This window comes from Legionella oakridgensis ATCC 33761 = DSM 21215, from assembly GCF_000512355.1.
Lineage (GTDB): Bacteria > Pseudomonadota > Gammaproteobacteria > Legionellales > Legionellaceae > Legionella_A > Legionella_A oakridgensis.
In genome coordinates this window covers 1519376-1544147 of sequence record NZ_CP004006.1, presented here as the reverse complement: position 1 = coordinate 1544147, position 24772 = coordinate 1519376, and the positions used below count along the sequence as shown (strand labels likewise).

The window sequence follows — 24772 nt, the reverse complement described above, 5'->3', positions numbered from 1 at the left end:
GCGGCAAATGATGCATATTAACCTTTCATCGCAATCAACTGATAAGGATCGAGGGTTCCAAACTGTTTATAAGCTTGAATAGCAATGGCAAGCAATAATGACGTGACTACCGATGCGACGATGATGTCGGTTAATGTAATGGCCTGTACAATCGGGTCAACCATAGCAGAAGCCTGTACATGATCTGAAAAAACAGGGGCTGTACCTGCTTGATGATAGCCAATGATTAAAAGAAAGATATAAGCAGAGGATTGTAGGATAGTCAGGCAATTAATCATATGAATTAAATTGCGACTGCTGAGGATTCCGTATAAAGAAACAACAAATAACCAAACAATCACAAAATAGGGGAGATGAGTCATGAGTTTTTCTTCCTTGTATTATGGCGTTTTGTGATGATGAGCTGTTCCATAAATTCATGCAATATTTGAATGATGGCAGCCGTAACCGTAATGCCCACAAGGATATTTAACGGCATAAGTATGCCGGCTGACAAAATATTGCCAAGCATTCCTTTGGGGAGGAAATTAGTTAGAAAGGGCTTTTGATGGAATAAGGGGATACTGCCTAATGTCATAAAGCCAATTAATCCAAGAGTTTCAATCATTTCCATCATTCTTAATGAAAGTTGCTTCATAAATTTAGTGTAAGTGCCGGCAAGATAAATTAACAAGAGAGCAGAACTTATAATAACTCCCCCTTGAAATCCTCCCCCGGGACTAAGCTGAGCATGAAGGATCATATAAAACCAAAAAGAGCAACAAAACCAAGGAGTGCCCACCCCATGGTTGCTGTTGCCGAACTACGGGTGGAAATGGTTTTTTTAATGCGTTTCTGCAACGAGTATTCTTCTTTTTCTCCTTTTCCTTTTCTTAAAAGAAGCATAATCCCAGCAACGGTAGTAAACAGGATAATGGCTTCGACAAAGCTGTCAAAGCAGCGATAATCAAACGCTACTGCAGCCACGGCATTTGCTGCTTTGATATGAACCGGATCATCGGCAAGAATAATGTTTCTATAGCTGTTTTGGGAATGACTATAAGGAGGGAGAGTGAGAAAACTTGCGATTAAAAACAGCGTGAATCCCAGCAGTGATACTAAAAAAAATAGGTTCTCCATGCATTATTCATTTGTTTTTTCCTGATCTTGCTGGCTGATTATCTTGTATTCTTTTATTTTTACCATCGACAATAGAATCATCAAGGGAATCACAGTCATTGTGACTACAATTTCTGATAGTGCCACTTCAGGTGCCTGAAGAATAAGAAATAAAATGGAAATAATAAATCCAAATAAACTTAATATAAGGGATTGTTTTAATGGATCTCTGGTGAACACAGCGGCCGTTCCAATAAAAATAATCAGTAGAAACACAAGATAATTGACAATAATCATGTTTTCCTCTTATGGGTCCGAATATGTATGGTGCGTGCGGTCGCATGCGTTAGGATTGGGCCCATTAATATGAGAAGGAGAATCACTACAATGGTTTTTATACCTTGTTGATTGAATCCTTCTTTCAGTAAGATGGCCACACCAATCAGGAGGGCTCCGAGAGACGTGGCTGGACTAAGATAATGCAGGCGGGCGTAGGCAGTTGGCATAATAAAAAGGCCAATGCAGGATAAACACTCTATGGCTATACCTAAAAAAAGTAGGACGGTGGTTAACATGGTTGACTCATAGCCATCTTTCTAAAAATCGAAGATAAACAAGTAAGTTAGCATAAGTCAATATTGCCATGGTAAGAGGTACGTCAAAGTAAATGGAGCGTCCATACAATTCAGCAAGTAATAACATGATTAAAGTAGCTACGATTCCAGAGAATTGAAGCGCAACTAATCGATTCATAATATTTCCGCGCAGTACACTGATGGCACAAAGAAATAGATTAACCAGCATCCAGATAATTCCGATTAACCAAATATTCATTTTTAATCCTAATTTTTCATGAGCTTATGAATCAATACCTTTCTATTTTTTCTATCGACGTAAATAACATACGTATTTGGGGTCACAGAAAAAGTATAAATGAAAAAGGTCCTATCTATTTTTCTTTTTAGGGAGTTTGTTTTTATACGTTCAAAAGGAATGCTGTCTAAATGGCCTCTTGGTTTTTTACCCGAAATAAAAAATAAACCAATGGCTTTAAACACCAAAAAGGTATCCAATAAAATTGCAACAGGGAGCTTGATCAGAATAAAAAGCCAAACTAAACGGGGTTTTAACGAAATTAAATTTGTTTTGGCCACGGTCAATTGAATCAGTGCTGTGAGGAATGCTGCACTTAGGCCTATTGCCATTTCAGCAAACGTTGCTTTTTCAATCAGCAAGTACCAGAAAGCACTTAATACAAACCACCATAAGAAAAAAATAGGGAAATCCTTAAAGTTCATACGGTATTCCTTTAATCATTTTGTAGCGGAAAAATTGGCAGGCCACATTAAACTATAGTGCTTTTTTTAAAGCCAGAGCAAATGAATTATAGAGTCACCCAGAGTACGATATCATACCATTTTAAATGATTAATAGATGATTATATGGTAATCCTGGCTGTCGGCAGCCAGGATTTTGCACGAACTTAGCAATTATTTCAGATTTCGCAGTACGTACTGCAAAATTCCGCCATGGCGGTAATACTCAAGCTCATTTAAGGTATCAATTCGACACAATACTTCAATACGCTGTTCACTACTATCCTCTCTATTGATGGTGACTTCAAGCAAAGCTCCAGGTCTTAATGAATCATCCACAGCGATGCTGATGCGCTCGCTTCCGTTCAGCTGAAGTGTTTTTCGAGTTGTGCCAGGAAGGAATTGCAATGGCAAAACACCCATGCCAATGAGATTTGAGCGATGTATGCGTTCAAAGCTTTCGGTGATAACGGCTTTAACACCTAATAAATTAGTACCTTTTGCAGCCCAATCACGTGAAGAGCCGGTACCATATTCCTGACCAGCAATCACAACCAGTGGCTGTTGCTCTTGCTGGTACAGCATGGCTGCATCATAGATGGGCATGGTTTTATTGGTCGGAATATGGCGAGTTACACCACCTTCTATACCCGGTGTCATTTCATTACGAATACGGATATTTGCAAAAGTACCGCGCATCATAACTTCATGGTTACCACGTCGCGAACCGTAAGAGTTAAAGTCGGCTTCATGCACTCCCTTGGATTTTAAATATAAACCGGCTGGAGAGTTAGCCTTGATTGAACCTGCAGGAGAAATATGGTCGGTGGTAATGGAGTCTCCTAAAAGAGCTAGAATATAGGCTTTATTAATTGGTTGAATAGGTTCTGGTTGTTCTTTTAAATCTTGAAAGAATGGTGGATGCTGAATATAGGTTGAATGCGTATTCCATTCGTAGGTTTTACCGTGCCCTGTTTGAATGGCTTGCCATTCTTTATCGCCCTTAAAGACTTCCGCATATTCTTTCTTGAACATGCTGCCATTAACTTTTGCCACTTCCGCTACAACTTCCATGTGAGTTGGCCAGATGTCTTTCAGATAAACGTCTTTTCCTTCTTTATCTTTACCTAATGGTTCGCTGCTTAAATCAATGCAAGTGGTTCCACTTAATGCATAAGCAACCACCAGTGGTGGTGATGCAAGCCAGTTAGCCCGTACCTGCGGATGCACTCGCCCTTCAAAGTTACGGTTACCGGATAAAACGGAACATACGATAAGATCATGGTCGGTGATGCTTTGGGCAACAGAGTCAGGTAAAGGACCGGAATTACCAATGCAAGTGGTGCAACCATAGCCAACCAGGTTAAACCCTAACTGATCAAGATAAAGTTGTAAGCCCGCGTGTTTTAAGTAATCGGTTACCACTTTTGAACCAGGTGCGAGAGAGGATTTAACCCAGGGTTTTCTTTGCAATCCTTTTTCAACTGCTTTTTTAGCGACCAGTCCTGCTGCCATCAAGACGCTTGGGTTGGACGTGTTTGTGCAACTCGTGATGGCTGCTATGACCACATCACCATGACTGAGAGTGAACGTTTCATTTTTTACGGCGAATATTTTATCCTTTTCCTCTATTTTATTAGATTGTTTTAGAAAAGCTGAGAATTCTTGTGGAAGCGTTGTTAAATTGACTTTATCCTGAGGACGTTTAGGGCCAGCTAAGGAAGGTTCAACGGTATCAAGATCCAGGCTTAGTGTATCGGTAAATAATGGATCGCTTGCTTCTTTGTCGTACCAGAGTCCTTGTGCTTTACAATACGCTTCAACCAAGGCAATGGTGTGCTCATCGCGGCCAGTTAGGCGTAGGTAACGTAATGTTTCATGATCGACTGGAAAAAATCCACAGGTTGCACCGTATTCGGGTGCCATGTTTGAAATGGTGGCCCGATCAGCAAGTGGTAATTGCGCAAGTCCAGGACCGTAAAATTCCACAAATTTTCCAACGACGCCTTTTTGGCGTAACATTTGTGTGACGGTTAAAACCAGATCGGTTGCGGTGATTCCTTCTTTTAATTTGCCAGTTAATTTAAAACCAATGACTTCGGGGATCAGCATTGATACCGGTTGTCCAAGCATGGCAGCTTCCGCTTCGATACCGCCAACTCCCCAACCTAACACCCCTAAACCATTGATCATGGTCGTATGCGAATCAGTGCCGACGAGCGTATCAGGATAAGCATAATGTATACCATCTTGTTCGCTGGTCCATACTGTTTGGCCAAGATATTCCAGATTGACCTGATGGCATATTCCGGTACCCGGTGGGACCACTTGAAAATTGGCGAAGGCTTTTTGTCCCCAACGTAAAAACTCATAGCGCTCTTTATTGCGTTGTATTTCAATAGCCGTATTAATTGTCATGGCGTCTGGGGTTGCGTATTCATCGACCATGATCGAATGATCGATGACTAAATCCACCGGGGATAGAGGGGAAATTTTTTCAGCGTCCCCCCCCATTTTTTCAATGGCGTCGCGCATGGCTGCTAAGTCAACAACGGCAGGGACCCCAGTGAAATCCTGCATCAATACTCGTGCTGGACGATAGGCAATTTCGTGTTGAGAGGTTCTGTTGTCAAGCCATGCTGCAATGGCTTTAATATCGTCTGTAGTAACGGTATGTCCATCTTCAAAACGTAACAAATTTTCAAGTAATACTTTAAGAGAATAAGGTAGCCGGTTGATCTCTTTAAAATGTTTTTTTTCAGCTTCCTTAAGGCTGTAGTAGTGATATGTTTTGCCTTCGACTTGTAATTGACTCTGAGTTGAAAGACTGTCTTGACCTACTTGCATAAACCAGCTCCTGAAATCAAAATGGCAATCATATCTTAAAATTTAAAAGTTTTCATGAGGCATCTTGATGATTATGGAAGAAACACAAAATGCCTAACCACTGAGGTCAGGCAAGTAGGTTGGTTCATAACAGGTAAGTGATTAATAACAACGTTGTACACAACGGATGACACGGCCCCAGTTATTGACTAGACATCGTTGTTGGCAGTAGCGGTTAATAGGGCGCCAGCCTGTCCAATAACGACCATAGCTGTATCTTGTTCCATATCGATATCTTGGATAAGGGCCATAATAATAGCTTAATACAATAGGAGCTGATACTATTTCTGGTAAGTAGGTATTGGGAGACGTTGCATGTGCAGCAGGTATGAACGCTAGACTTAATAAAAATAATAAAAATGCCGCGATCAAGGGCAGATGGATAGTGTTCCAATGAATGTGTGTGTCCATAATTCAATCCTTTGCTGGAATAACCCTTTAAATTATAGACTAGCAGGAAATAAATTGTACATTATGCGTGTGTTATCGACTACATGGAGTATTGCCATTGGTAATTTGTTAAACTAAAATTCATAATGTATAATAAATTTACAATCTCAATACAAGGACGCTACCATGAGACGATTTTTCATTCCTTTCTTTATCCTTATTTCAAGCTTGGCATTATCTGGTTGTGGTACATACGTGGCGTCTTGTGGCTCAACATGCCCAACGAGAACAACGTATGTTACGACAACCTCATCATGCTGTGCGACCTGTAATCCCTGCTATGGGTATGGATACAGTTGGTACTAAACAAGAGTTTTTATTTATCGTTAAAAACGACACTGTAAGAAAAGTGTCGTTTTTATATATTTCAGTAAATTAATTTTTTAAGGTAAGAACATCACATGGGGCATGATGAATGACGGCATGCGCCGTACTGCCAAGAAAGGCAGGCAATGTCGTTGGTCTGTGGCGACCAATAATAATAAGGTTACAAGCAAGCTCATTCACTTTTTCAAGGACATGCATTTTAATGGAGCCTACTTCAACGAATTGTTGACTGACAGGAATATTCAATGCTTCGCCCAAAACATTCATCACTGCCCAGGCATCCTCTTTAATTGGCTTATCAAACTCAGCAAATCCAAGGCCTTGGGCTAATTGGAGAGAGGTAGGTGGTTCAATCACATGCAATAAAAAAAGCTTGGCATTAAAACATTTTGCAATTTCCACGGCTTTTTCACTCATATGGAAGTGATTTTCACTTAAATCTGTTGGATGTAATATGCTAGTGTACACAAAATCCCTCTTAACTGGATGCAATGATGTGTTCAAGTTTAGTTGATTAGAATCAATAATATCAATATATTTTATGTGCTATTGATAGCTCCATGCCTTTTTGTCCCCTCAAATAATAAAACGTTTGCAATCAGCAAGGCCATTGCTGATGCTTTCTCCATGCGGCAGTTTCAAGCTAGGGGCGATTTCCAATAATGGGATAAGCACAAAATCACGGTTCATGATTTCACGGTGAGGTACAACGTAATCGTGTTCGTTGATAATTATTTCACCATACAGCAATACATCAATGTCAAGCGTCCGTGCTCCCCATTTTTTCTTGCGTACCCTTTGATGTTTTTTTCAATGAATTGACACCATTGTAACAAACGTCTTGGTGAAAGTGTGGTATTAATGGCCAACACCATATTGCAATATCGAGGCTGGAAACGGCTTCCCATGGGACGACTAAAATATAAACTGGACAATTTGGTGACTTCAGTTCGAGGCAATGTTTGCAATTTTGCTATCGCTTGTTTTAATTGACGTTGAGGCTGATTTAAATTGCTGCCTAATCCTAAATAACAACGAGTCATGATGTGGTTTTTGGTTTATAGCGTCGACGTCGCTTACGGGGTGATGGCGGTGAAAGAGTAGCGACCATTTCAAGTTGTTTCTGTTCGTCTTCTTCTTGAAAGGTTGTCCACCATTGCGCAAGCTCCATAGATTCATCCCCTGCTAAAGCGCGTAGAGCAAGAAAATCATAAGCGGCGCGAAAACGGGGATGTTGCAACAAATTAAATGCACGTTTGCCAGTACGTTTTGGAAATCGGTATTGCATTATCCACATTTCACGCATGATTTGAGTGTATCGTTTGGGAATGGTAATAATTTGATTTTGTTCGGAAATAACTTGTGACATAGCTTTTTCCAGCGCAGGTAAGGGCTCCATACCCTCTTTTTTAAATTGCTCAGTACGAGCGATCAAGGGAAACCATAAAAAGACAGCAAATAAAAAAGCAGGCGTCACAGGTTTGTTATCCTGTATTCGTGTATCGGTATTTTCTAGAGCGATTCCAACCAAGGCATTGACTGGGTATTCACCGTTTAAAAGATTATTGGTTAAGGGAAAAAGCTGAGAAAACAGACCATGTTTTACAAGTAAATTTTGTGCGGCTTCTGCTTCTCCACACTGATATAACTTTGTTATTTCATCAAATAATCTAGAACTGGAAACATGACGAATCAGGGTACTTGATTCCCGGATAGGCGCTGCGGTTGCCGGTTCAAGTGCAAAATGCAGTTTGGCACTGAAACGAATTGCTCGTAACATTCTAACGGGATCTTCTTTATATCGGATGGTGGGATTTCCAATGATACGAATCATACGGGAGTCAATGTCTTTAACGCCGCCGGTAAAATCGACAATGGAATAATCATCAATATTGTAATAAAGGGAGTTGATGGTGAAATCGCGCCGCCATGCGTCTTCTTCCAGTGTCCCATAAACATTATCACGTATTAGCATGCCTCGATCATTCGTGAGTTGTTGGGAATCTGTTGTTTCGTGGCTGCGAAAGGTAGCAACTTCAATAATTTCTCGATGAAAAATAATATGGACCAGTTTAAATCGCCGGCCAATGATGCGGGCATTACGAAATAGGGATTTGATTTGGTTTGGTGTGGCATTGGTTGCTATATCAAAGTCTTTAGGCGCTTTACGTAGCAATAAATCACGAACACTACCACCCACCAGGTAAGCTTCAAAGCCTGCACTGTTTATACGATTTAAGACTTTCAGTGCATTAACGCTAATATCAGTCTTTGAAATATGGTGTTGGGTACGAGGGATCACATAGCTGGAATCGACAGAAGACGAAGGTGTTCTGGATTTACGTAACAGCTTTTTGATTAATTTGATGATTGGTGCCACCTGAATCCTTGAAAAATTAGCAAAATATTATAGCCAAGGTAAATGCGAAAGTGAATCGTCAACACCTATGTTTTAGCATATCAGAATGTCAGTAAAAATGAGTCTTTATAATTGAATAAATAAGAGATAATCTTACCTAAAACGTAATTTTAAGTGATTCTATGGAATTATTGGACATTATATTAAGCTTATTTGCCCTGGTTATTTTGGAAATTATCCTTGGCATTGATAATTTGGTATTTCTCTCCATTCTGACGGAAAAATTACCTAGGGAGCAGCGTAAAAAAGCGCGAAGGTGGGGGTTGACTTTCGCATGGATGACGCGCCTTCTGCTGCTTGCATTTGCCGTATGGCTGGTAAAATTGGCTAAACCGTTTGTTACTGTGGGTGATTTTAGCTATTCCATTCGTGATCTTTTTTTACTGGTTGGTGGTGGTTTTTTAATTGCTAAAGCTACCCAGGAAATTCATTATGAAGTGGGAGATGGCAAAACGGAGTTACGTGAAAAAGGGGCTGCTTTAGCCACGTTTAAAGGCGTTGTGATTCAGGTGGCTTTAATGGATATTATTTTTTCCCTGGATAGCGTATTGACTGCGGTTGGTTTAACGGCGCGTTACTGGGTCATGGCGTTAGCCATTACATGCGCCATTCTTGTTATGATTTATGCAAGTGAACCTGTCAGTCAATTTATTGAAAAATATCCTACGGTGAAAATGCTGGCACTGAGTTTTTTAATCCTCATAGGAATGATTTTGGTCGCTGATAGTTTTTCTTTCCATGTGCCGCGTGGCTATGTTTACTTTGCAATGGGATTTTCACTTGGCGTAGAAGCGCTTAATTTGCTTCGGCATCGCAAATTGAATAAGACCGACAAAAAAGGGTCATAGACAGATATGTTAATTTTGAAAGCGTTTCATATTATAGTAATGGTGGCCTGGTTTGCAGGATTGTTTTATTTGCCAAGGTTGTTTGTTTATCATACAGATGCAAAAGATGATGCAAGTATGGCTCGCTTTAAGATCATGGAAAGACGTTTATATTACGGTATTACTTGGCCGGCAGCGGTATTGACTACGTTATTAGGATGGATGCTTTTGCATTATAATCCGCAGTATTACTTCCATGCTGGCTGGATGCATGTCAAGCTTGTACTCGTCATTTTTTTATGGGGCTATCATATAATGTGCGGCCATTTTGTCAAACAATTTGCAAAAGACGGTAATACACGAAGTTCCCGTTTTTTCCGGGTATTTAATGAATTGCCCACTATACTATTGATTGCTATTGTGCTTTTAGTCGTCGTTAAACCATTCTGACGTCAAACAATCAATTCATTTCTACCATTTCAAAATCTTCTTTGCCAGCGCCGCAATCGGGGCAGAACCAATTTTCTGGGACATCTTCCCATTTTGTTCCAGGCTCAATACCGTCCTCGGGCCAACCTTCGGCTTCATCATAAATAAAACCGCAAATAACACAAATATATTTTTTGTAAGACTGCATGTTTAATGCTCAATGTAAAAAGAGTGTAATTTATCCACTCAAGACGCTGATGTAAAGAATAGAAGTAAGAATCTGTAAAAATATCCTTTAATCAGACAGAATGGTTTTTAAAAAATAGGCATTAGTTGAGCAATAGACCTTGTCGCTGCTATCAAAAAAGTATCCCAATGATGAGGCAGGCAGTTTGTTTTGTCGTTTTGATCATTGTAAACTGCGCAGTCATACGATTTTTCACGAGAATTAAAATGAGTTATTCACAAGAGTTGTTTAGACAAGCTCAGGCCGTGATTCCTGGTGGCGTGAATTCACCTGTGCGGGCGTTTAAAGGAGTAGGAGGAGAGCCTATATTTTTTAAGCAAGGGAAAGGTGCTTATTTAATCGATGTGGACAATAATCAATACATTGATTATGTTGGTTCTTGGGGGCCTTTAATTTTGGGCCATTGCTATCCCAAAGTGATTGCTGCTGTAGAGAGCGTGTTGCATACGGGCATGAGTTTTGGTGCGCCTACCGAGCTTGAAATCAAATTGGCAAAAAAAATTACTTCCTTGATGCCTGCCATTGAGAAGGTGCGCATGGTGAATTCTGGAACCGAAGCCACCATGACGGCTATTCGTTTAGCAAGAGGTTATACGAATAGAAATAAAATTATTAAATTTAATGGATGTTATCATGGCCATAATGACAGCTTATTGGTGAAGGCAGGTTCTGGGGTACTTACTTTAGGAATTCCGGCGACCCCAGGAATTCCTGCAAGTATTACTGAACATACATTAACAGCAGATTTTAATCATTTGGAGCAAGTGGCGGCATTATTTGAACAGTATCCAAACGATATTGCCGGTGTTATTTTGGAGCCGATTGCCGGCAATATGGGATTTGTTTTACCAAAATCAGGTTTTCTACAGGGTCTGCGGGAATTATGCGATACGTATGGAGCGTTATTAATATTTGATGAAGTCATGACCGGTTTTCGTATTGCTTTGGGGGGAGCGCAGCAACATTATCAGGTGACACCTGACTTAACGACGCTTGGTAAAGTGATTGGTGGAGGCATGCCTGTGGGTGCTGTGGGTGGTAAGACATCTATTATGAATCAACTTGCGCCAGAGGGTCCTGTGTATCAAGCGGGTACTCTATCAGGTAATCCTTTAGCCATGGCGGCAGGATTAGCGACGTTATCTGAGCTGGAGGGACAGCCCAATTTTTATCAGCGTTTGGGAGACATTTCCGCTGCTTTGATTCATGCCTTAAAAGACGTTGCGGAATCATTCAATATTCCCTTTTGCGGTGCTTCGCTTGGTGGCATGTTTGGTTTTTGTTTTAATCATTTAAATGAAGTGAATAATTATTCGGATGTTGCTTCGTCGGATGAAAAACGATTTAAAGCGTTTTTCCATGGTATGTTACAACAAGGTGTTTATTTTGCTCCTTCTATGTATGAAGCAGGGTTTGTTTCCAGCGCACATCAGCAACAAGACATTCATCATACGCAAAAGGCAGCGGAATATGTTCTCCAGCAGCTGGTTTGACATGAACGACAGTAAACAATAAGAAGTAATTTGTAGTCATGCGGAATTCAGAGTGAGTACTCTTTTTGAAGCAATAACTCCTGCCAAAATTACATGGACATCGGGTTTGCCGTATTCATGTGAATTTGAGGATATTTATTTTTCTACTGCAAACGGTTTGCAGGAAGCCTCTCATGTATTTATTGATGGCAATCAGTTGCGAGAACGATGGGAAAAACTCCCGGATAAACAAGGCAGTCAATTTGTTATCGCTGAAACTGGTTTTGGCAGCGGTTTAAATTTTTTGCTGGCGTGGTCTTTGTGGCAAACGCATGCGCCCAAGTCAGCAAGGCTGCATTTTATATCTTGTGAAAAACATCCTTTAACGCGTGATGATTTATTAAAATCCTTAAGCTTATGGCCTGCATTAGCAGGGCAGTCGCAAGCATTATTAGAGAGTTACCCAATATTAACCCCAGGGTTTCATTTATTATCGTTTGAGGGGGGGCGGGTCAATTTAATTTTAATGCTGGGGGATGCACTAGCCTGTTACGATCAGTTACTAATATGCGGTGACGCTGCTGTTGAAAAGCAATTGCGTCACACGGCGGTTGATGCCTGGTTTCTTGATGGTTTTTCCCCTAAAAAAAATCCCGATATGTGGTGCGAACCATTATTTACAGTGATAGGGCGATTGTCTAGGCAAAACGCTACGCTGGCGACTTTTTCAGCGGCTGGCATTGTAAAGCGCGGCTTACAAGCAGTAGGTTTTACCGTGAATAAAAAGAAAGGATATGGCTGCAAAAGAGAGATGATTACGGCGGTATTCGATCAACCATCGACAAGGTCTTATGCTCGTTATACGCCGTGGCATGCAAGTTCAGTAAGTCCAGTTAAAGACCGACATGCAATGATTGTGGGAGGAGGGCTTGCAGGGTGTTATTCCGCCTATGCTCTGGCTCGGCGCGGTTGGAAAGTGACCCTAATTGATGAACAAAAGCACGCGGGGGAGGGCGCTTCAGGGAATCGACGGGCAGTATTATATCCTAAAATATCCTCTTATCGTTCTCCCTTAACTGAATTTATGCTAACGGCGTATGTATTTGCAATTCGAGCTTATAAAGCCTTGTTGAATCCTCATATCGGGCATTTAGGAGGGGGGTTGCAATTAGCATACAACTCCAAGGAACAAGTCATTCAGGCAGGCTTAAGACCATGGTTAACTCATTATCCTGAACTTGGGAGATTGGTTAATCACAAAGAGGCTTCATTGCTTGCTGGGATAATTTTGGAATCTGATGGATTATTTGTGCCTCATTCCGGCTGGATTGATTCATTGGCTTTATGTCAATTTTTAATCGAGAGCGAGCGCATTCATTGGGTAGGTGGTCATCAAGTCAATGCGTTGAATTATGTTGATGGGACATGGAGTACTGGTCAATATCAGGCTGAGGTATTAATTATTGCAAGTGGACATCATGCGAACCAGTTTTCTCAAACCAGCCATCTTCCCTTGAAACCGATTCGTGGTCAAATGACTATCATTAAGAGTAATGAGGCAAGTTCAAAGTTGAACATGCCATTATGCGCAGACGGCCATGTTTTACCGGCATGGGACGGGGGGCATTATTTAGGTGCCACGTATCATTTAGGATCGACGGATGCAACTTGTCAAAACGTGGATAATGAAAGTAATTTGGCGAAATTAGATAAATTATCTAGCGAATTGACTTGGTCTAAGGACGTTATTAATCATTGGTCAGCAATTCGCGCCGCAACGCCTGATTATTTGCCTTTAGTAGGTCCAGTCGCTCAACCTGAATCGTTTAAGCAACATTTTGCTGCGTTGGCGAGTAATGCCCAGCGCTGGTTGCCTTTTTCTGCGGCGTGTTTGCCTGGACTGTATGTTTGTGCCGGTTTTGGGTCACGCGGATTAACTTCAATTCCCATTAGTGCAGAATGGTTAGCCGCTATGATTAATCGTGAGCCTCACTGTTTACCACGTAAGTTGATTCAAGCCATTTCTCCCGCAAGATTTTTACGTCGAGAGATTATTCGTAGCAGACTCCACACTTGACAAAAGTCTGTCCTGTATGGAGTGCGCTAGACATTGCACATGCAAGTTTGCAAGCGTTGTTTTATTCTTTCATATTTGCCACATGGCCATGAAATCAGTGACAGGTTGCTGAGCAAGCTTATCAAGTTCACTCATGGAATTTATGATTTGCTTAATTTTTTCTGATGAGAATCGTGTGGCTAAATTACGTTCAAACTTCGCAAGCAGTACAGGCACGCCTTCTTTACGACGACGTTTATGTCCAATAGGGTATTCGATCGTTATCAGATCAGTTTCCTTGCCATCATTAAATATCAACTTAATGCTGTTGGCAATGGAGCGTTTTTCAGGATCATGATAATCCTGTGAAAATTGCTTACTTTCATGGATATGCATTTTTTGACGTAATGCATCAATACGTGGATCGGAGGCCTCGGAGTCTTCATAATGTTCAGCGCGTAAATCACCGTGCAATAAGGCAATTGCTACCATATATTGTAAGCAATGATCGCGATCCGCTGGGTTATGCAGCGGTCCTTCTTTACTGATGATGCGGATGGCTGACTCATGAGTCGTGATCTCAATACGAGCAATATCATCTATTCTGTTTTTTATTTGAGGGTGTAGTGCGACGGCACATTCAACGGCAGTTTGTGCATGGAATTCGGCTGGGTAGGATAATTTAAATAACACATTTTCCATCACATAACTTCCATAAGGCCGTTGAAATTTAAATGAATTGCCTGAGAACAATACATCATAAAACCCCCATTTAGGCGCGGTTAAGGCACTGGGATAACCCATTTCCCCAGTGGCGCAAATGAGTGCGAGCCGTACGGCGCGAGAGGTGGCATCGCCTGCAGCCCAGGATTTTCTTGAGCCTGTATTTGGGGTATGGCGATACGTACGTAAACTTTGCCCATCAACAAAAACCTGTGATAACGTGCGTTCTATCAGGGCTTTATCACCACCTAACAGCATGGCAGTTACTGCGGCACTGGCGAGTTTAACCAAAATAACATGATCCAAACCAACTCGGTTAAAACTATTTTCCAAGGCAAGACAGCCTTGAATTTCATGGGCTTTAATCATTGCGGTAAGTACAGTATGCATGGTTAAAGCGTCCGCCTTTTTATGGGTATTCTGGCGGCCTAGGTAATCCGCAACGGCTAATATGGCGCCAAGATTATCAGATGGGTGCCCCCATTCAGCAGCAAGCCAGGTATCATTGAAATCGAGCCATCGAATCATGGTACCAATATTAAAAGCAGCTTGTATAGGGTCAAGTTCATGATGAGTTCCAGGGACTCGAGCACCGCCAGCCAAGACAGCTCCTGGGACCACTGGCCCCAGTAATTTGGTGCACTCAGGAAAATTAAGTGCCAACAGGCCACAACCCAAGGTATCCATTAAGCAAAGTCGGGCTGTTTCATAGGCTTCTTGACTATTAATCTCATAATTCAACACATAATCCGCAATGTCGCTGATGACTGAATCATAATCTGGTTTTATGTTTGTTTCTACAAATGGCGAACTCATGATTATCCTCGGGAATCAATTGCAATATATGGACGTGGTTCTGGCCCTATGTATTCAGACGTTGGGCGAATGAGACGATTGTCTGCTCGTTGTTCAAATACATGGGCAGACCAGCCTGTGATGCGTGATATGACAAAAATCGGGGTAAATAATGAGGTTGGTATGCCACAATAATGATAGGCTGATGCACTGTAAAAATCGAGGTTCGGAAATAATTTTTTCTCGCGCCTCATGACTTCTTCAATGCGTTCAGAGATTTTGTATAACAGCAGATCATCTTGTGATTTCGCAAGTTTTTTTGACCAGGCTTTTATAATATCTGAGCGTGGGTCGCAATCCTTGTAAACACGGTGACCAAAGCCCATGATTTTGGCTTTATTTTCCAACATTACCATCAGTTGTTGCTCCGCTTCATCAGGTGTTTTAAAGCGTTGGATCAATTCCATGGCTGCTTCATTGGCACCACCATGCAATGGGCCGCGTAATGTGCCAATGGCGCTGGTTATAGAGGAATAAAAATCGGATAATGTGGCAGCGGTTACCCTTGCGGCAAAAGTGGATGCGTTAAATTCATGTTCGGCATAAAGAATTAAGGATACGTTCATCATATCGCGATGCAATTTTGGTGGTTTTTTACCATGTAATAACGCAAGAAAATGTCCACCTGTGCTTTGCTCATCGCTTTCGCCACTGATTTCTCTGCCCTGATGGTAGGCATACCAATAACAAAGCATCCCAGGAAAAATAGCTAAAAGCCGATCGGCAATATCATGTTGTTGTGAAAAATTATCTTCTGGTTCGAGATTCCCCAATAATGAACAGCCGGTACGCAAAACATCCATAGGATGCGTTTCTTTGGGAATGAGTTTAAGAACTTTTTTCAATGGATCAGGTAATGTGCGCAAACTGATTAGTTTATTGGTATAAGTCGCCAATTCTGCGCTGGTGGGAAGTTGTCCATACAGTAAAAGATAAGCAACTTCTTCAAAGGCAGCGTTTTCAGCCAAATCATCAATGGAATATCCGCGGTAGTTTAATCCTTTTCCTTCTTGCCCTACCGTGGCAATGGCTGATTGACCAGCAACAACGCCAGCCAGTCCTGCTGATTTATTTACCATCCTGTTCTCCCCTAATTTTATCTAGTGTTTTTTCAAAGTCACGGTATTTTAATACTTCATATAAATCATCGCGTGTTTGCATCGTATCAAGCGTTGTTTTTGCGTGCCTTGTTTAAGAATGGTGTGATAAACATGAAGGGCGGCATGAGACATCGCTCGAAATGCACTGAGTGGATATAAGATTAACTGGACTCCAGCTTCCTTTAATTCATCGCGAGTAAATAAAGGCGTTTTACCGAACTCAGTAATATTAGCCAGCACTGGCACATTTATTAAATGTTGGGTGAATTCCTGATATTGTGCAAGTGTGGTTAGTGCCTCAGGAAAAATCATATCAGCGCCAGATTCTATGTAAAATAATGCTCGCTCTATGGCACTGTTCATCCCCTCGTTGGCAAAGGCATCCGTTCGTGCCATGATAATAAATTGTTCGTCAACACGCGCGTCAACGGCTGCTTTTATGCGATCTCCCATTTCTTGCATGGAAACAACAGCTTTATTAGGACGATGCCCACAACGTTTAGCGATGACTTGGTCTTCTATATGAATGGCAGCCACATTGGTTCGTTCCATTAATTTAACGGTCCTAGCGATATTGAAAGCATGGCCCCAACCCGTATCCACGTCTACAAGCAAGGGTAAAGAACAGGCTTGCGTAACCCGCCGTACATCTTCAAGCACTTCTGCAAGGGAGGTCATTCCCAAATCCGGCAAGCCATAGGAGGCATTAGCAACACCTGCTCCTGATAAATAAATGGCTTGGGCGCCGGCATGTTCGGCAAGCATGGCGGAATAAGCATTGATGGTCCCAAGGATTTGTACAGGTGCCTGGGTTTGAACTAACGTTCGGAATATTTTTCCCATCGAATGCGACATTAACCGTTACTCCTTGAAATAAAAGAGCATTTGTATCATGCTGATTTTAGGATAGCAACCCGCTTTATTTAAATGACTAAATGGCCTTTGAAATACCATTTACAATAACCTGCTATGTGAATACGTTCTGCAAAAACGTCACATAAAACTTCGCCTTTACGAAACGATCCTTGAATGCCTTTAAGGCTCGTTTTATTTAATCGTTCGGCCCAGAAGGGGGCTAATACACAATGCGCTGATCCGGTCACTGGATCTTCTGGAATATGGTGTTTTGGATAAAAACAGCGCGAATAAAAATCGGCATCATTGCTTTTGGCTGTTAATATCAGGCCTCGTTTGGGCATTTTTGCCAGTGATTTTAAATCAACTTGAGCATTTAAGACATCACTTTCATTAGCAAGTAATATTAAATAATCCAGGTCGCTGATAAAGGCACCGGCTATTGGTTTGTCAATAAGGCTGGTCCATGGCCCAGCAGATTGGACCGTTTCATAATTGAGGCGAGGGAAGTCCATGACAAGTCGAGAGCTTTTTTTCTTAATGTATAGTGGACCACTGAGACTTGAAAAATGAATGGTCTCATTCATGCCTTTTCCCAATTCAAATAATAAAAAGCCGGCGGCAAGGGTGGCATGACCACACAAATTAATTTCACCATTCGGGGTGAACCAGCGAATTTGATACCCGTCTTTGGCTTCGAGAATGAATGCTGTTTCTGATAAATTATTTTCAACGGCAATAGCCTGTAATAATTCATCATTTAACCAATGTTTAAGTAAACATACAGCAGCAGGATTTCCATGAAACACCTTGTCTGTAAAGGCATCGATTTGGAAAATTTCAATGCTATACACAGCTTACCTCAAGCGATGAATCAATGGGCGAAGATTAGCAGGTCATTTGTAAATAGCAAGCTTTTAACCCTATAGCTTACGTTTAAGACCAGCTGCTGCCATGATTTTTGTGGTAATTTCTTCGATGGAGTAACGCGTTGAGTTAAGAAAAGGTATATTTTCCCTGCGATACATGGCTTCAACTTCTGAGACTTCAAGACGACATTGTTCACTGGATGCGTATTGACTATTGGGGCGTCGTTCAGTGCGAATTTGCTGCAGCCGCGAAGCATCAATTGTTAGACCAAATAATTTACTTTTATAGGGTCTTAATATTTCGGGGAAACGAAATTCTGACAGTTCTTCTTCCTCGGTAAAGGGATAGTTTGCAGCAAGAATCCCAAATTGTAATGCCATATAGAGGCAACTCGGCGTTTTTCCGCAGCGAGATACGCCAATGAGAATAATATCCGCTTTTTCATAATCGCTAGTTTTTATTCCATCATCATGAGCAAGAGCAAAGTTTACGGCCTCTATGCGTTGATCATAAGATTTTGCATCGGCTACGCCATGCGTACGTCCTACTGTATAGGAGGATTTGATGTTTAACTCTTGCTCGAGCGGTGCAAGAAACGCATTAAAAAGGTCAAAAACGCAAGCATTTGCCTGTTTTATACAAGTGCCAATAGCAGGGTTTACCAGCGTCATAAAAACTAAGGGTTTGATGCCGGTTTCTTCGAAACAATCGTTGAGTCTCGTTATAACCGCTTCGGCTTTATCAATGGAATCAACGTAGGGGATGGTTTGTTTTTCAAATTCAATTTGTTCAAATTGTGTCAACAAACTGTTGCCTAATGATTCTGCAGTTATGCCAGTACCGTCGGAAATCATAAAAACATATCGTATCATTACTTGCTTCATTTTATTGAAAAAAATCATTATAGTAAGCAGCTTCGTACTTGGCAATTATCAGGCTATCTGCTATGTTGATTAAAATCATCCATGGTGAAATAAGTGTTTTTATATGAAATGGGATCAGCAGGATAATTTGCTATACATCGCTGGGATGATTTGCCTTGTTATCAGCATGGCTTTATTAGTATTTAGTGCTTATATTTTTCCCTTTTTGTTATTTAATTGGGTATACGATGTACCTGAGTTTGTCCTCCGCTGGCGGCAATTTTTTCAGGTTGACTACGGTTTTAGTCTTCTTAGGGCGTCATGGGGGTTTTTTGTGTGTTTTTTATTCCGGCTCTGATAATGGCTTTACTTGCCTATGTTTTTTCCCACCGCATTGATGCCGAGCTGCATGGTGTTGAAACGCCGGTGCAAGAAAAAAGGAAAAAATAAGTCTGGAAGTGAAGGCAACCACAAGCATTTTATCAAAAATTATATTTACTGTTATACTGGTATTTATCATTGTCACGTTGTTTGAATGGTTGATTTATATTCCACCCGTTGGATAAAAGGAGCAGGTATGTTGTTCTTAAAACGGCTTAAAATAAAAAGGATTACAAAAAAAATCAAAGCATTACAGCATACTCGTATTCATAATCAACCCAGTGAAGAAGCTTTGAAAAAAGAAATGGCTTTATACCATACCCTTGCAGGAATCTATGAGTCGCTGCGTGGCAAGAAAAAATTTCCATTTGCACGGGAAATGTCCATGGAATGTTACCGAGCAGCAGCCACTATTGAAGATTCGCAAGCCCAATATATTTTGGGAAAATATTTATTGGATGTGGCAAAGTTTAGGGAAGATCTTCAATTAAAAGGTATTTTTGCAAATCCGAGTAACGAAAAACAAATGAAAGAGCATTATGAAGAAGCCCTGGCTTATTTAACTGCCGCCGAACAATTGGGTCATATTCAGGCAAAACGATTGCATGGTTTGTGTTATATTAATGGCTGGGGAGTTGAGGCCGATAAAAAACGCGGATTTGAGTTGGTGGTGGCGAGCATTGAGCAAGAAAATAGCTGGGATAAAGTGCCGCAAATTTTTGCTGCCATTGGTTTGAATAAGCCGGAATTTTTTTCTGCTCTGACGCAATTTCGTGGTAAATCCTAAGGTATTTTTCTTATTGAGGTGTTTGGGATTTCCTGGTGGATGTCACAGGATTCTGTCAGATTTATTCCATTATTAACTCATTAATTAATTTTATTGTTTTTTATGGTGAAACCGTACAAACTTACTGATTCAAATCCAATAAAACCAATACAGATTGACTTGATATTGAACATTTATAGCAATATAATAAGATAATCTTTATATTTATATTCATATTTTTATTATGCCACCAAGACGACCTAGGACACCTGTAAGACCTCTTAGTCCAATGCTGCAAGCATTTAAAATCATCACCAATAAAGATGGATTACCTAGTGAAATGGAAATCCAATCATTCCTGCGCCTATCTCGAACTTCTTCAGAATCTGCTTTATTGGAGTTATTTCAACCCTGGGAACGATTGAATCAACATGATATTGTACCTTCCACCAATTATCTGTTGATCCTGAGTCGTTTGCTGAAGTCTTGGCAGGATGCCGGACAAACTGTGTTGGCAGAAGAGGCATTAAAGAGATTGCATAGTGATTTTCCTTCACTTGCTCCCACAGGAGTTGGTCGGGGCAGCTTTATTTCACAGTCACTGGTCTATTTAAATAAGGTGATCAAGGAAAATAGCCGTTATCAAATGACGTTAGGATCGGTATACGGTGCCCGAGTAGGTGTGCTTGATCCAGGGGTGTTCCTTATTTATCTTGATAGTGGTGCAGTTCGTTATGCTGTTGTCAATTCTGATGGTGAACTCGAACAGGGTTTGCTCAATGTACCTGGCGCATACAAAGATGAGGTATTTGAGCGTTTGGCGGGTACCCGTGATCATTTAAGTCAAGAGGCGCTTAAATCCATCTCGGATTTTATGGAAACCAAGAAATACTACGCAAAACGAGTATTATCATCTCAGATTCATGGGAAAATCACGGCCGCCATGATGGCGATGAATTACATGGAAGCTATTCCAGCCGATTCCAGACAATTTAATGACATTGCTAAGGGAGTATGCGCGGGTATTGCAAACATCTATGCTGTTTCTAGTCTATTAGATGATTTAGAAAGCTTTGAAGCACGGGCCGCTTTTATCGATCAATTTCCTTCTGAATTATTAATTGATCTAATAAGCCTTGCACAAAAGAAAGCTCCGCGTGCAGGTTCTATTGATGGGCTGCCGGCTGTTCATGCAGATTTACTCGAAATGCAGCCATTTTTTGATTCTGTGATCGTGCACCAGAATTTTTCCGAAGTGTCGGAAACATTATTTGGTCGTAGCGTACTACCCCGCCAGGAATTATTGGATTCATTTAAATACATGGTGCCGGCAGAATATGGCCGCAGAGGTATGACATTAAGTAAAGTGTCTGGATTTGCAGGAGCTTATGATCAGGAAACGTTAATCCATGGCTATTTTGCTCCCTTGCAGGAAAATTTACGAGGAATAATTTATCCTGTTTCATTTCTTCTTTCGAGTGTTAATCATAGAATCGCTGTTGTGTATCATCCACGCCATGGTTGGTCGTTTTGTGATGGTGGTCATACTGAGCATTGTGGGGGTGATCTTGAGAAATTGGCAGGTTTGGTTGTCGGTGCATTTTCTACCAATGGTCAGACTAACTTTACTTCAGACGTTTACGTTAACAGTGAATATGCAAGCGATTTAGAACACCGTTTTGAGCAAACTTGCCGCCATGTTTCTTTTAAAACGCTACATCGTCTTACTGCAGATAAATTAACCACAAAAGACAGTGATGGAAACGACGTAGCCAAAATGTTTACTTTGGCTAACCGCAAAGATGGATTGATTAGAAATGTGGTTCATCAATATTTGTCTGCTCAACCAAGAGAAGACAAAATTCAACAATTGCAGTATGCCGTATGCATGGGCCATCTGGAGCAAGTGGAAGCGTTACTTGCCGATGTGGATAATTTGATAGACTTTTTTAGAACAGTTAAATTATCACTGTCCATTGGCACCGTTAACATAGAGCAACCCATTTTTGATTTAGCCCTGCATTCTGAGCGTGCTGCAGAGATGACAGCATTATTATTGAGAAACATATTGACAAGCAACCCGGCATTTTTTGCGTCTGGGGATAATAGCCTGTGGGAATCAAAAGCGAAGATTGTCGCCGCTTTAACCGAACGGGACCAGCACGCCCCGCTTGTACAACGGTTACTGACTTTGGAGGGAGCGGACCATGCGCTGCTGATTGCTTGCACGAACCTGACTCAATCTCCGCGTATTATGCAGACATGCATTGATTTTTATAAGCGACTACCTCCAAGTGCTCCATTGCGTGAGGAAATGAGAACAAGTTTATATCAACAACTGGCAAAATGCATGCTTGGCCATAACGATTTGGATGTAGCAAGAGTTATTCTGGCGAGCATGGGAGATATTATTGATCATCGTCAATTGTTACCCATTATAAATTTCACTGACAAGCGCGCAGCAGCCAGAATTTTTCGTTTTTATAAGGAAACTGAAGCATTAGCGAATGCTATTGCAGAGAATGATTTTCGATTTTTATCGGAATTTGTTGAAGCCATACCAGCGGACAGTATGAATGTTTCTTTGACCCATGGAAAAACGTTGTTGCGCTTAATTGTGGAGCATTGTGAAAAAAATCAGCGTCACTTTGATGTTCTACAACGAGATGCTGCTCAGCGCCTGATTTTACAGCTTCTTGAAAAAGGTGCTGTACTTCACTCTAATCATCCAATCACAGTGGAACTGAAAGTGTCTTTGCAGAGAGCTCCTTTAGCGCAAATGATTGAGCGCTTGCATTTAACGGTTCCGCAACCATCAGCCGCTCCTCGAGCAGAAGCGCCTCGTCAGCAATTTCTCAGGATATTGCGTTTAGCATCCAGTGCTTTGGATGAAAAAATGCTGACGCAAGCCATTGGACGATTAAGTGCAGAACCACTTTTATACCCAAAAGCAGAGCTTGCCTTGCAATTAAAGGAGCGTCTAAAAACCTGTTTAAAAACAATGCATACAAGATATATGGAAGCCCCTCAAGAGGTCGCTGTTTACGTGGAGGAGTTGAAAGAGCAATTTCTAAGAGAGCTTACAGATTCGCATTATGATGAATTACGTGGACTTCCAGGTTGGCCAGACATTTTTGATGGATTAAGAGCTGTTATCAATGGTTCTTCACAGCGTTTAACTCATGAGCCTCCCCGTGTAACGGAGGCACCCCATCGTCCAATTCGACAGGCGTCACCTGGCGCTGGTAAATTGCCGCCCAGCGCAGCGACCACACATCATAATAAGGGCCGTGGTTCTTTATTTCATCCGGTCGTTGGACAACCCCCGTCGGATGATGTCGAATTGCCGGATGAAGCAGCCGCGATTGCTGCTGGAAGACGGGATTCTGAAGTGGCCTCGCCCATATTAACGCTAGGGATGGTAGAATCACCGATTGCTTCCGCCAAAAAAGAAGCCGTAAATCGAGATGAGATTAAAAGGCGATTTTTGGATTTTTTGAGCGAATTTGAAAAGACGATAACCGAGCGCTTGGCGCCCAAGGTCAGGACTATCATAGCAACGGATCCAACTTCCATTGAAGCAATAGCGGCAACTGCCTTGCGAGATAACTTATATCGTCATATTCGCGATGCTCGCAGTCAGTGTGAATCTTCAAAAAATGATCCACTGGATGTTGCAAAAGCTTGGCAACTTAAAAGCATCCAAGAAGTAAATGATACGAAATATAAGGGGCGTAGTGCGAAGCAAATATTAGGTGAGCTTCATGGCATGAAGGCTATTCTTGACACGCTCATAAGAGGTATTAATGCTCTTATTTATTATCTGTCAGGTAAAAATTGCCCTCATTTTTTTGCGCGGCCAGAAACCCTGCTCCCTATGGATGCTTTGAATGGGTTAAATCAAGAGTTTAGTTCAGATGAATCGTTATTACCCAAACCGCCGTCATCCTCTTAACGGAGGTAACGTCAAAATAAAGAGATTAAGATACCAGCGAATAATCGCATCGCCATAAAATAAGGCAATCAGGCCTGCTAGACATAAAAAAGGGCCAAAAGGAATGGGCGTATCTCTTGTTTGCCTGGTTGCTTTTAAATATATGAGGCCTGTCAAGGCGCCCAGTATTGAAGAAAGGAGCAGAATAAAAGGTAACTGTACCCAGCCAAACCAGGCGCCAAAGGCTGCAAATAATTTGAAATCTCCTTGTCCCATCCCAATTTTGCCTGTTAATAGGTAAAATAGTTTAATAAATAGCCAAAGAGCTAGGTAAGCTCCTGCGGCACTTAAAACAGCAACGGAAAGGGAAGTAAATAACGTTTGAGTATTTGCTATTAAACCAAGCCATAAAAGACTTAAGCTTAAACTGTCAGGGATGAGTTGATGCTGTAGATCAATAAAACAAATCACAATAAGCAACCAAATAAATAAAAGAGCAAAAATCAAGGTTAAATTAAATCCAAAATGCCAAACAGCCAAAAGAGACAGGCCTAGGCAAAGTGCTTCAACGAACGGGTAGCGAAAGGGAATAGATTGTTGGCAGGTAGCGCATCGCCCGCGTAAAAAACAATAACTGACAAGGGGAATGTTATGCCAGAATGGAATTTTGTTTTTGCATTGGGGACAGAAAGACCGAGGAAAAAATAAATTTATTTTCTTAGAGGGAGTTTCATCGGGCAACTGTAATAAATTGCGACACTGAGAAGTCCATTCCATCTGTAGCATCAATGGCAGACGATGAATAATGACGTTTAGAAGGCTGCCAATGGCGAGCGAAAAAAGCGCCAAAAAAATATAAATGACAATAGGATAGACGTATAAAAGTTCAGCAATCATT

At 41.2% G+C, this 24772-nt stretch carries 23 protein-coding genes and 2 pseudogenes; 6 read left to right on the top strand and 19 right to left on the bottom strand.

Going from position 1 to position 24772, the window contains the following annotated elements; genetic code table 11:
• Positions 1 to 17 precede the first annotated feature (17 nt).
• The 12 genes and pseudogenes from LOA_RS07570 to pcnB form a co-directional block, all read right to left on the bottom strand.
• Positions 18 to 362, bottom strand: a complete 345-nt coding sequence (locus LOA_RS07570; protein WP_025385808.1) for a cation:proton antiporter subunit C — start codon at positions 360 to 362, stop codon at positions 18 to 20.
• A complete protein-coding gene (locus LOA_RS07565) occupies positions 359 to 742 on the bottom strand; it encodes an MnhB domain-containing protein (protein WP_025385807.1) in 384 nt (127 codons plus the stop codon). The genes LOA_RS07570 and LOA_RS07565 overlap by 4 nt, the downstream gene beginning before the upstream one ends.
• Positions 739 to 1119, bottom strand: coding sequence for a hypothetical protein (locus LOA_RS07560; protein ID WP_025385806.1), 381 nt, complete (start codon positions 1117 to 1119; stop codon positions 739 to 741). Before LOA_RS07560 ends, LOA_RS07565 begins: the two co-directional genes overlap by 4 nt.
• A gap of 3 nt (positions 1120 to 1122) precedes the next feature.
• Positions 1123 to 1395 carry a DUF4040 domain-containing protein gene (locus tag LOA_RS07555; RefSeq protein ID WP_025385805.1) on the bottom strand — a complete coding sequence of 91 codons (273 nt, stop codon included), beginning with the start codon at positions 1393 to 1395 and terminating at the stop codon, positions 1123 to 1125.
• Positions 1392 to 1673 carry a cation:proton antiporter gene (locus tag LOA_RS07550; protein WP_025385804.1) on the bottom strand — a complete coding sequence of 94 codons (282 nt, stop codon included), beginning with the start codon at positions 1671 to 1673 and terminating at the stop codon, positions 1392 to 1394. Before LOA_RS07550 ends, LOA_RS07555 begins: the two co-directional genes overlap by 4 nt.
• 7 nt (positions 1674 to 1680) lie before the next feature.
• Positions 1681 to 1851 carry an MrpF/PhaF family protein gene (locus LOA_RS07545; RefSeq protein ID WP_158423035.1) on the bottom strand — a complete coding sequence of 57 codons (171 nt, stop codon included), beginning with the start codon at positions 1849 to 1851 and terminating at the stop codon, positions 1681 to 1683.
• 89 nt (positions 1852 to 1940) lie between these two features.
• On the bottom strand, positions 1941 to 2396 hold the full coding sequence (locus LOA_RS07540; RefSeq protein WP_025385802.1) for a hypothetical protein: 456 nt from the start codon (positions 2394 to 2396) through the stop codon (positions 1941 to 1943).
• A gap of 192 nt (positions 2397 to 2588) precedes the next feature.
• Positions 2589 to 5261 carry an aconitate hydratase AcnA gene (gene acnA / locus LOA_RS07535; protein ID WP_025385801.1) on the bottom strand — a complete coding sequence of 891 codons (2673 nt, stop codon included), beginning with the start codon at positions 5259 to 5261 and terminating at the stop codon, positions 2589 to 2591.
• A gap of 141 nt (positions 5262 to 5402) precedes the next feature.
• Positions 5403 to 5711, bottom strand: coding sequence for a hypothetical protein (locus LOA_RS14500; RefSeq protein ID WP_147370115.1), 309 nt, complete (start codon positions 5709 to 5711; stop codon positions 5403 to 5405).
• A 414-nt stretch (positions 5712 to 6125) separates the two neighbouring features.
• Complete coding sequence (locus tag LOA_RS07530; protein WP_025385800.1) at positions 6126 to 6545, bottom strand: universal stress protein; 420 nt, start codon at positions 6543 to 6545, stop codon at positions 6126 to 6128.
• 108 nt (positions 6546 to 6653) lie between these two features.
• A pseudogene (folK, locus tag LOA_RS07525) lies at positions 6654 to 7120 on the bottom strand (2-amino-4-hydroxy-6-hydroxymethyldihydropteridine diphosphokinase).
• Complete coding sequence (pcnB, locus tag LOA_RS07520; protein ID WP_025385799.1) at positions 7117 to 8427, bottom strand: polynucleotide adenylyltransferase PcnB; 1311 nt, start codon at positions 8425 to 8427, stop codon at positions 7117 to 7119. Before pcnB ends, folK begins: the two are co-directional and overlap by 4 nt.
• A 191-nt stretch (positions 8428 to 8618) precedes the next feature.
• On the opposite strand from pcnB, the gene LOA_RS07515 reads away from it, so the two are divergent.
• Together LOA_RS07515 and hemJ are read left to right on the top strand one after the other, a co-directional pair.
• Complete coding sequence (locus LOA_RS07515) at positions 8619 to 9344, top strand: TerC family protein (protein WP_025385798.1); 726 nt, start codon at positions 8619 to 8621, stop codon at positions 9342 to 9344.
• A 6-nt stretch (positions 9345 to 9350) separates the two neighbouring features.
• Positions 9351 to 9773 (top strand): protoporphyrinogen oxidase HemJ, encoded by a 423-nt coding sequence (gene hemJ, locus LOA_RS07510; protein ID WP_025385797.1) that lies wholly within the window; start codon positions 9351 to 9353, stop codon positions 9771 to 9773.
• A 10-nt stretch (positions 9774 to 9783) separates the two neighbouring features.
• On the opposite strand, the gene LOA_RS07505 is transcribed toward hemJ, so the two are convergent.
• Positions 9784 to 9960 carry a rubredoxin gene (locus LOA_RS07505; protein ID WP_025385796.1) on the bottom strand — a complete coding sequence of 59 codons (177 nt, stop codon included), beginning with the start codon at positions 9958 to 9960 and terminating at the stop codon, positions 9784 to 9786.
• Between the two features lie 245 nt (positions 9961 to 10205).
• On the opposite strand from LOA_RS07505, the gene hemL reads away from it, so the two are divergent.
• Both hemL and mnmC read left to right on the top strand, forming a co-directional pair.
• Positions 10206 to 11492, top strand: a complete 1287-nt coding sequence (gene hemL, locus LOA_RS07500; RefSeq protein ID WP_025385795.1) for a glutamate-1-semialdehyde 2,1-aminomutase — start codon at positions 10206 to 10208, stop codon at positions 11490 to 11492.
• Between the two features lie 52 nt (positions 11493 to 11544).
• Positions 11545 to 13548, top strand: coding sequence for a bifunctional tRNA (5-methylaminomethyl-2-thiouridine)(34)-methyltransferase MnmC2/FAD-dependent 5-carboxymethylaminomethyl-2-thiouridine(34) oxidoreductase MnmC1 (gene mnmC / locus LOA_RS07495; protein ID WP_025385794.1), 2004 nt, complete (start codon positions 11545 to 11547; stop codon positions 13546 to 13548).
• A 69-nt stretch (positions 13549 to 13617) separates the two neighbouring features.
• Here mnmC and LOA_RS07490 read toward each other — a convergent pair whose 3' ends face one another.
• The 5 genes and pseudogenes from LOA_RS07490 to ppsR form a co-directional block, all read right to left on the bottom strand.
• Positions 13618 to 15066, bottom strand: a complete 1449-nt coding sequence (locus tag LOA_RS07490; protein WP_025385793.1) for a bifunctional 2-methylcitrate dehydratase/aconitate hydratase — start codon at positions 15064 to 15066, stop codon at positions 13618 to 13620.
• Between the two features lie 2 nt (positions 15067 to 15068).
• Positions 15069 to 16184: a bifunctional 2-methylcitrate synthase/citrate synthase gene (gene prpC, locus LOA_RS07485; protein WP_025385792.1), complete on the bottom strand. Its 1116-nt coding sequence runs from the start codon at positions 16182 to 16184 to the stop codon at positions 15069 to 15071.
• Positions 16174 to 17060 (bottom strand): annotated as a pseudogene (gene prpB, locus LOA_RS07480) (methylisocitrate lyase). Before prpB ends, prpC begins: the two are co-directional and overlap by 11 nt.
• Before the next feature lie 68 nt (positions 17061 to 17128).
• Entirely contained in the window at positions 17129 to 17914 is a 786-nt protein-coding gene (locus tag LOA_RS07475) for a PhzF family phenazine biosynthesis protein (RefSeq protein ID WP_025385791.1), read from the bottom strand.
• Between the two features lie 69 nt (positions 17915 to 17983).
• On the bottom strand, positions 17984 to 18802 hold the full coding sequence (gene ppsR, locus LOA_RS07470) for a posphoenolpyruvate synthetase regulatory kinase/phosphorylase PpsR (protein WP_025385790.1): 819 nt from the start codon (positions 18800 to 18802) through the stop codon (positions 17984 to 17986).
• A gap of 568 nt (positions 18803 to 19370) precedes the next feature.
• On the opposite strand from ppsR, the gene LOA_RS07460 reads away from it, so the two are divergent.
• Together LOA_RS07460 and LOA_RS07455 are read left to right on the top strand one after the other, a co-directional pair.
• Positions 19371 to 19961 (top strand): SEL1-like repeat protein, encoded by a 591-nt coding sequence (locus LOA_RS07460; RefSeq protein ID WP_025385789.1) that lies wholly within the window; start codon positions 19371 to 19373, stop codon positions 19959 to 19961.
• Between the two features lie 223 nt (positions 19962 to 20184).
• On the top strand, positions 20185 to 23895 hold the full coding sequence (locus tag LOA_RS07455) for a hypothetical protein (protein ID WP_147370113.1): 3711 nt from the start codon (positions 20185 to 20187) through the stop codon (positions 23893 to 23895).
• Here LOA_RS07455 and LOA_RS07450 read toward each other — a convergent pair.
• A complete protein-coding gene (locus LOA_RS07450) occupies positions 23884 to 24771 on the bottom strand; it encodes a prepilin peptidase (RefSeq protein ID WP_025385787.1) in 888 nt (295 codons plus the stop codon). The two genes, LOA_RS07455 and LOA_RS07450, sit on opposite strands and share 12 nt — an antisense overlap.
• Position 24772 lies beyond the last annotated feature (1 nt).

Excerpts from the sequence above, each read along its gene's own strand:
- LOA_RS07570 (WP_025385808.1), bottom strand. The coding sequence starts at position 362 with ATGACTCATCTCCCCTATTTTGTGATTGTTTGGTTATTTGTTGTTTCT.
- LOA_RS07565 (WP_025385807.1), bottom strand. The coding sequence starts at position 742 with ATGATCCTTCATGCTCAGCTTAGTCCCGGGGGAGGATTTCAAGGGGGA.
- LOA_RS07560 (WP_025385806.1), bottom strand. The coding sequence starts at position 1,119 with ATGGAGAACCTATTTTTTTTAGTATCACTGCTGGGATTCACGCTGTTT.
- LOA_RS07555 (WP_025385805.1), bottom strand. The coding sequence starts at position 1,395 with ATGATTATTGTCAATTATCTTGTGTTTCTACTGATTATTTTTATTGGA.
- LOA_RS07550 (WP_025385804.1), bottom strand. The coding sequence starts at position 1,673 with ATGTTAACCACCGTCCTACTTTTTTTAGGTATAGCCATAGAGTGTTTA.
- LOA_RS07545 (WP_158423035.1), bottom strand. The coding sequence starts at position 1,851 with ATGAATCGATTAGTTGCGCTTCAATTCTCTGGAATCGTAGCTACTTTA.
- LOA_RS07540 (WP_025385802.1), bottom strand. The coding sequence starts at position 2,396 with ATGAACTTTAAGGATTTCCCTATTTTTTTCTTATGGTGGTTTGTATTA.
- acnA (WP_025385801.1), bottom strand. The coding sequence starts at position 5,261 with ATGCAAGTAGGTCAAGACAGTCTTTCAACTCAGAGTCAATTACAAGTC.
- LOA_RS14500 (WP_147370115.1), bottom strand. The coding sequence starts at position 5,711 with ATGGACACACACATTCATTGGAACACTATCCATCTGCCCTTGATCGCG.
- LOA_RS07515 (WP_025385798.1), top strand. The coding sequence starts at position 8,619 with ATGGAATTATTGGACATTATATTAAGCTTATTTGCCCTGGTTATTTTG.
- hemJ (WP_025385797.1), top strand. The coding sequence starts at position 9,351 with ATGTTAATTTTGAAAGCGTTTCATATTATAGTAATGGTGGCCTGGTTT.
- LOA_RS07505 (WP_025385796.1), bottom strand. The coding sequence starts at position 9,960 with ATGCAGTCTTACAAAAAATATATTTGTGTTATTTGCGGTTTTATTTAT.
- hemL (WP_025385795.1), top strand. The coding sequence starts at position 10,206 with ATGAGTTATTCACAAGAGTTGTTTAGACAAGCTCAGGCCGTGATTCCT.
- LOA_RS07490 (WP_025385793.1), bottom strand. The coding sequence starts at position 15,066 with ATGAGTTCGCCATTTGTAGAAACAAACATAAAACCAGATTATGATTCA.
- prpC (WP_025385792.1), bottom strand. The coding sequence starts at position 16,184 with ATGGTAAATAAATCAGCAGGACTGGCTGGCGTTGTTGCTGGTCAATCA.
- ppsR (WP_025385790.1), bottom strand. The coding sequence starts at position 18,802 with ATGATACGATATGTTTTTATGATTTCCGACGGTACTGGCATAACTGCA.
- LOA_RS07460 (WP_025385789.1), top strand. The coding sequence starts at position 19,371 with ATGTTGTTCTTAAAACGGCTTAAAATAAAAAGGATTACAAAAAAAATC.
- LOA_RS07455 (WP_147370113.1), top strand. The coding sequence starts at position 20,185 with ATGCCACCAAGACGACCTAGGACACCTGTAAGACCTCTTAGTCCAATG.
- LOA_RS07450 (WP_025385787.1), bottom strand. The coding sequence starts at position 24,771 with ATGATTGCTGAACTTTTATACGTCTATCCTATTGTCATTTATATTTTT.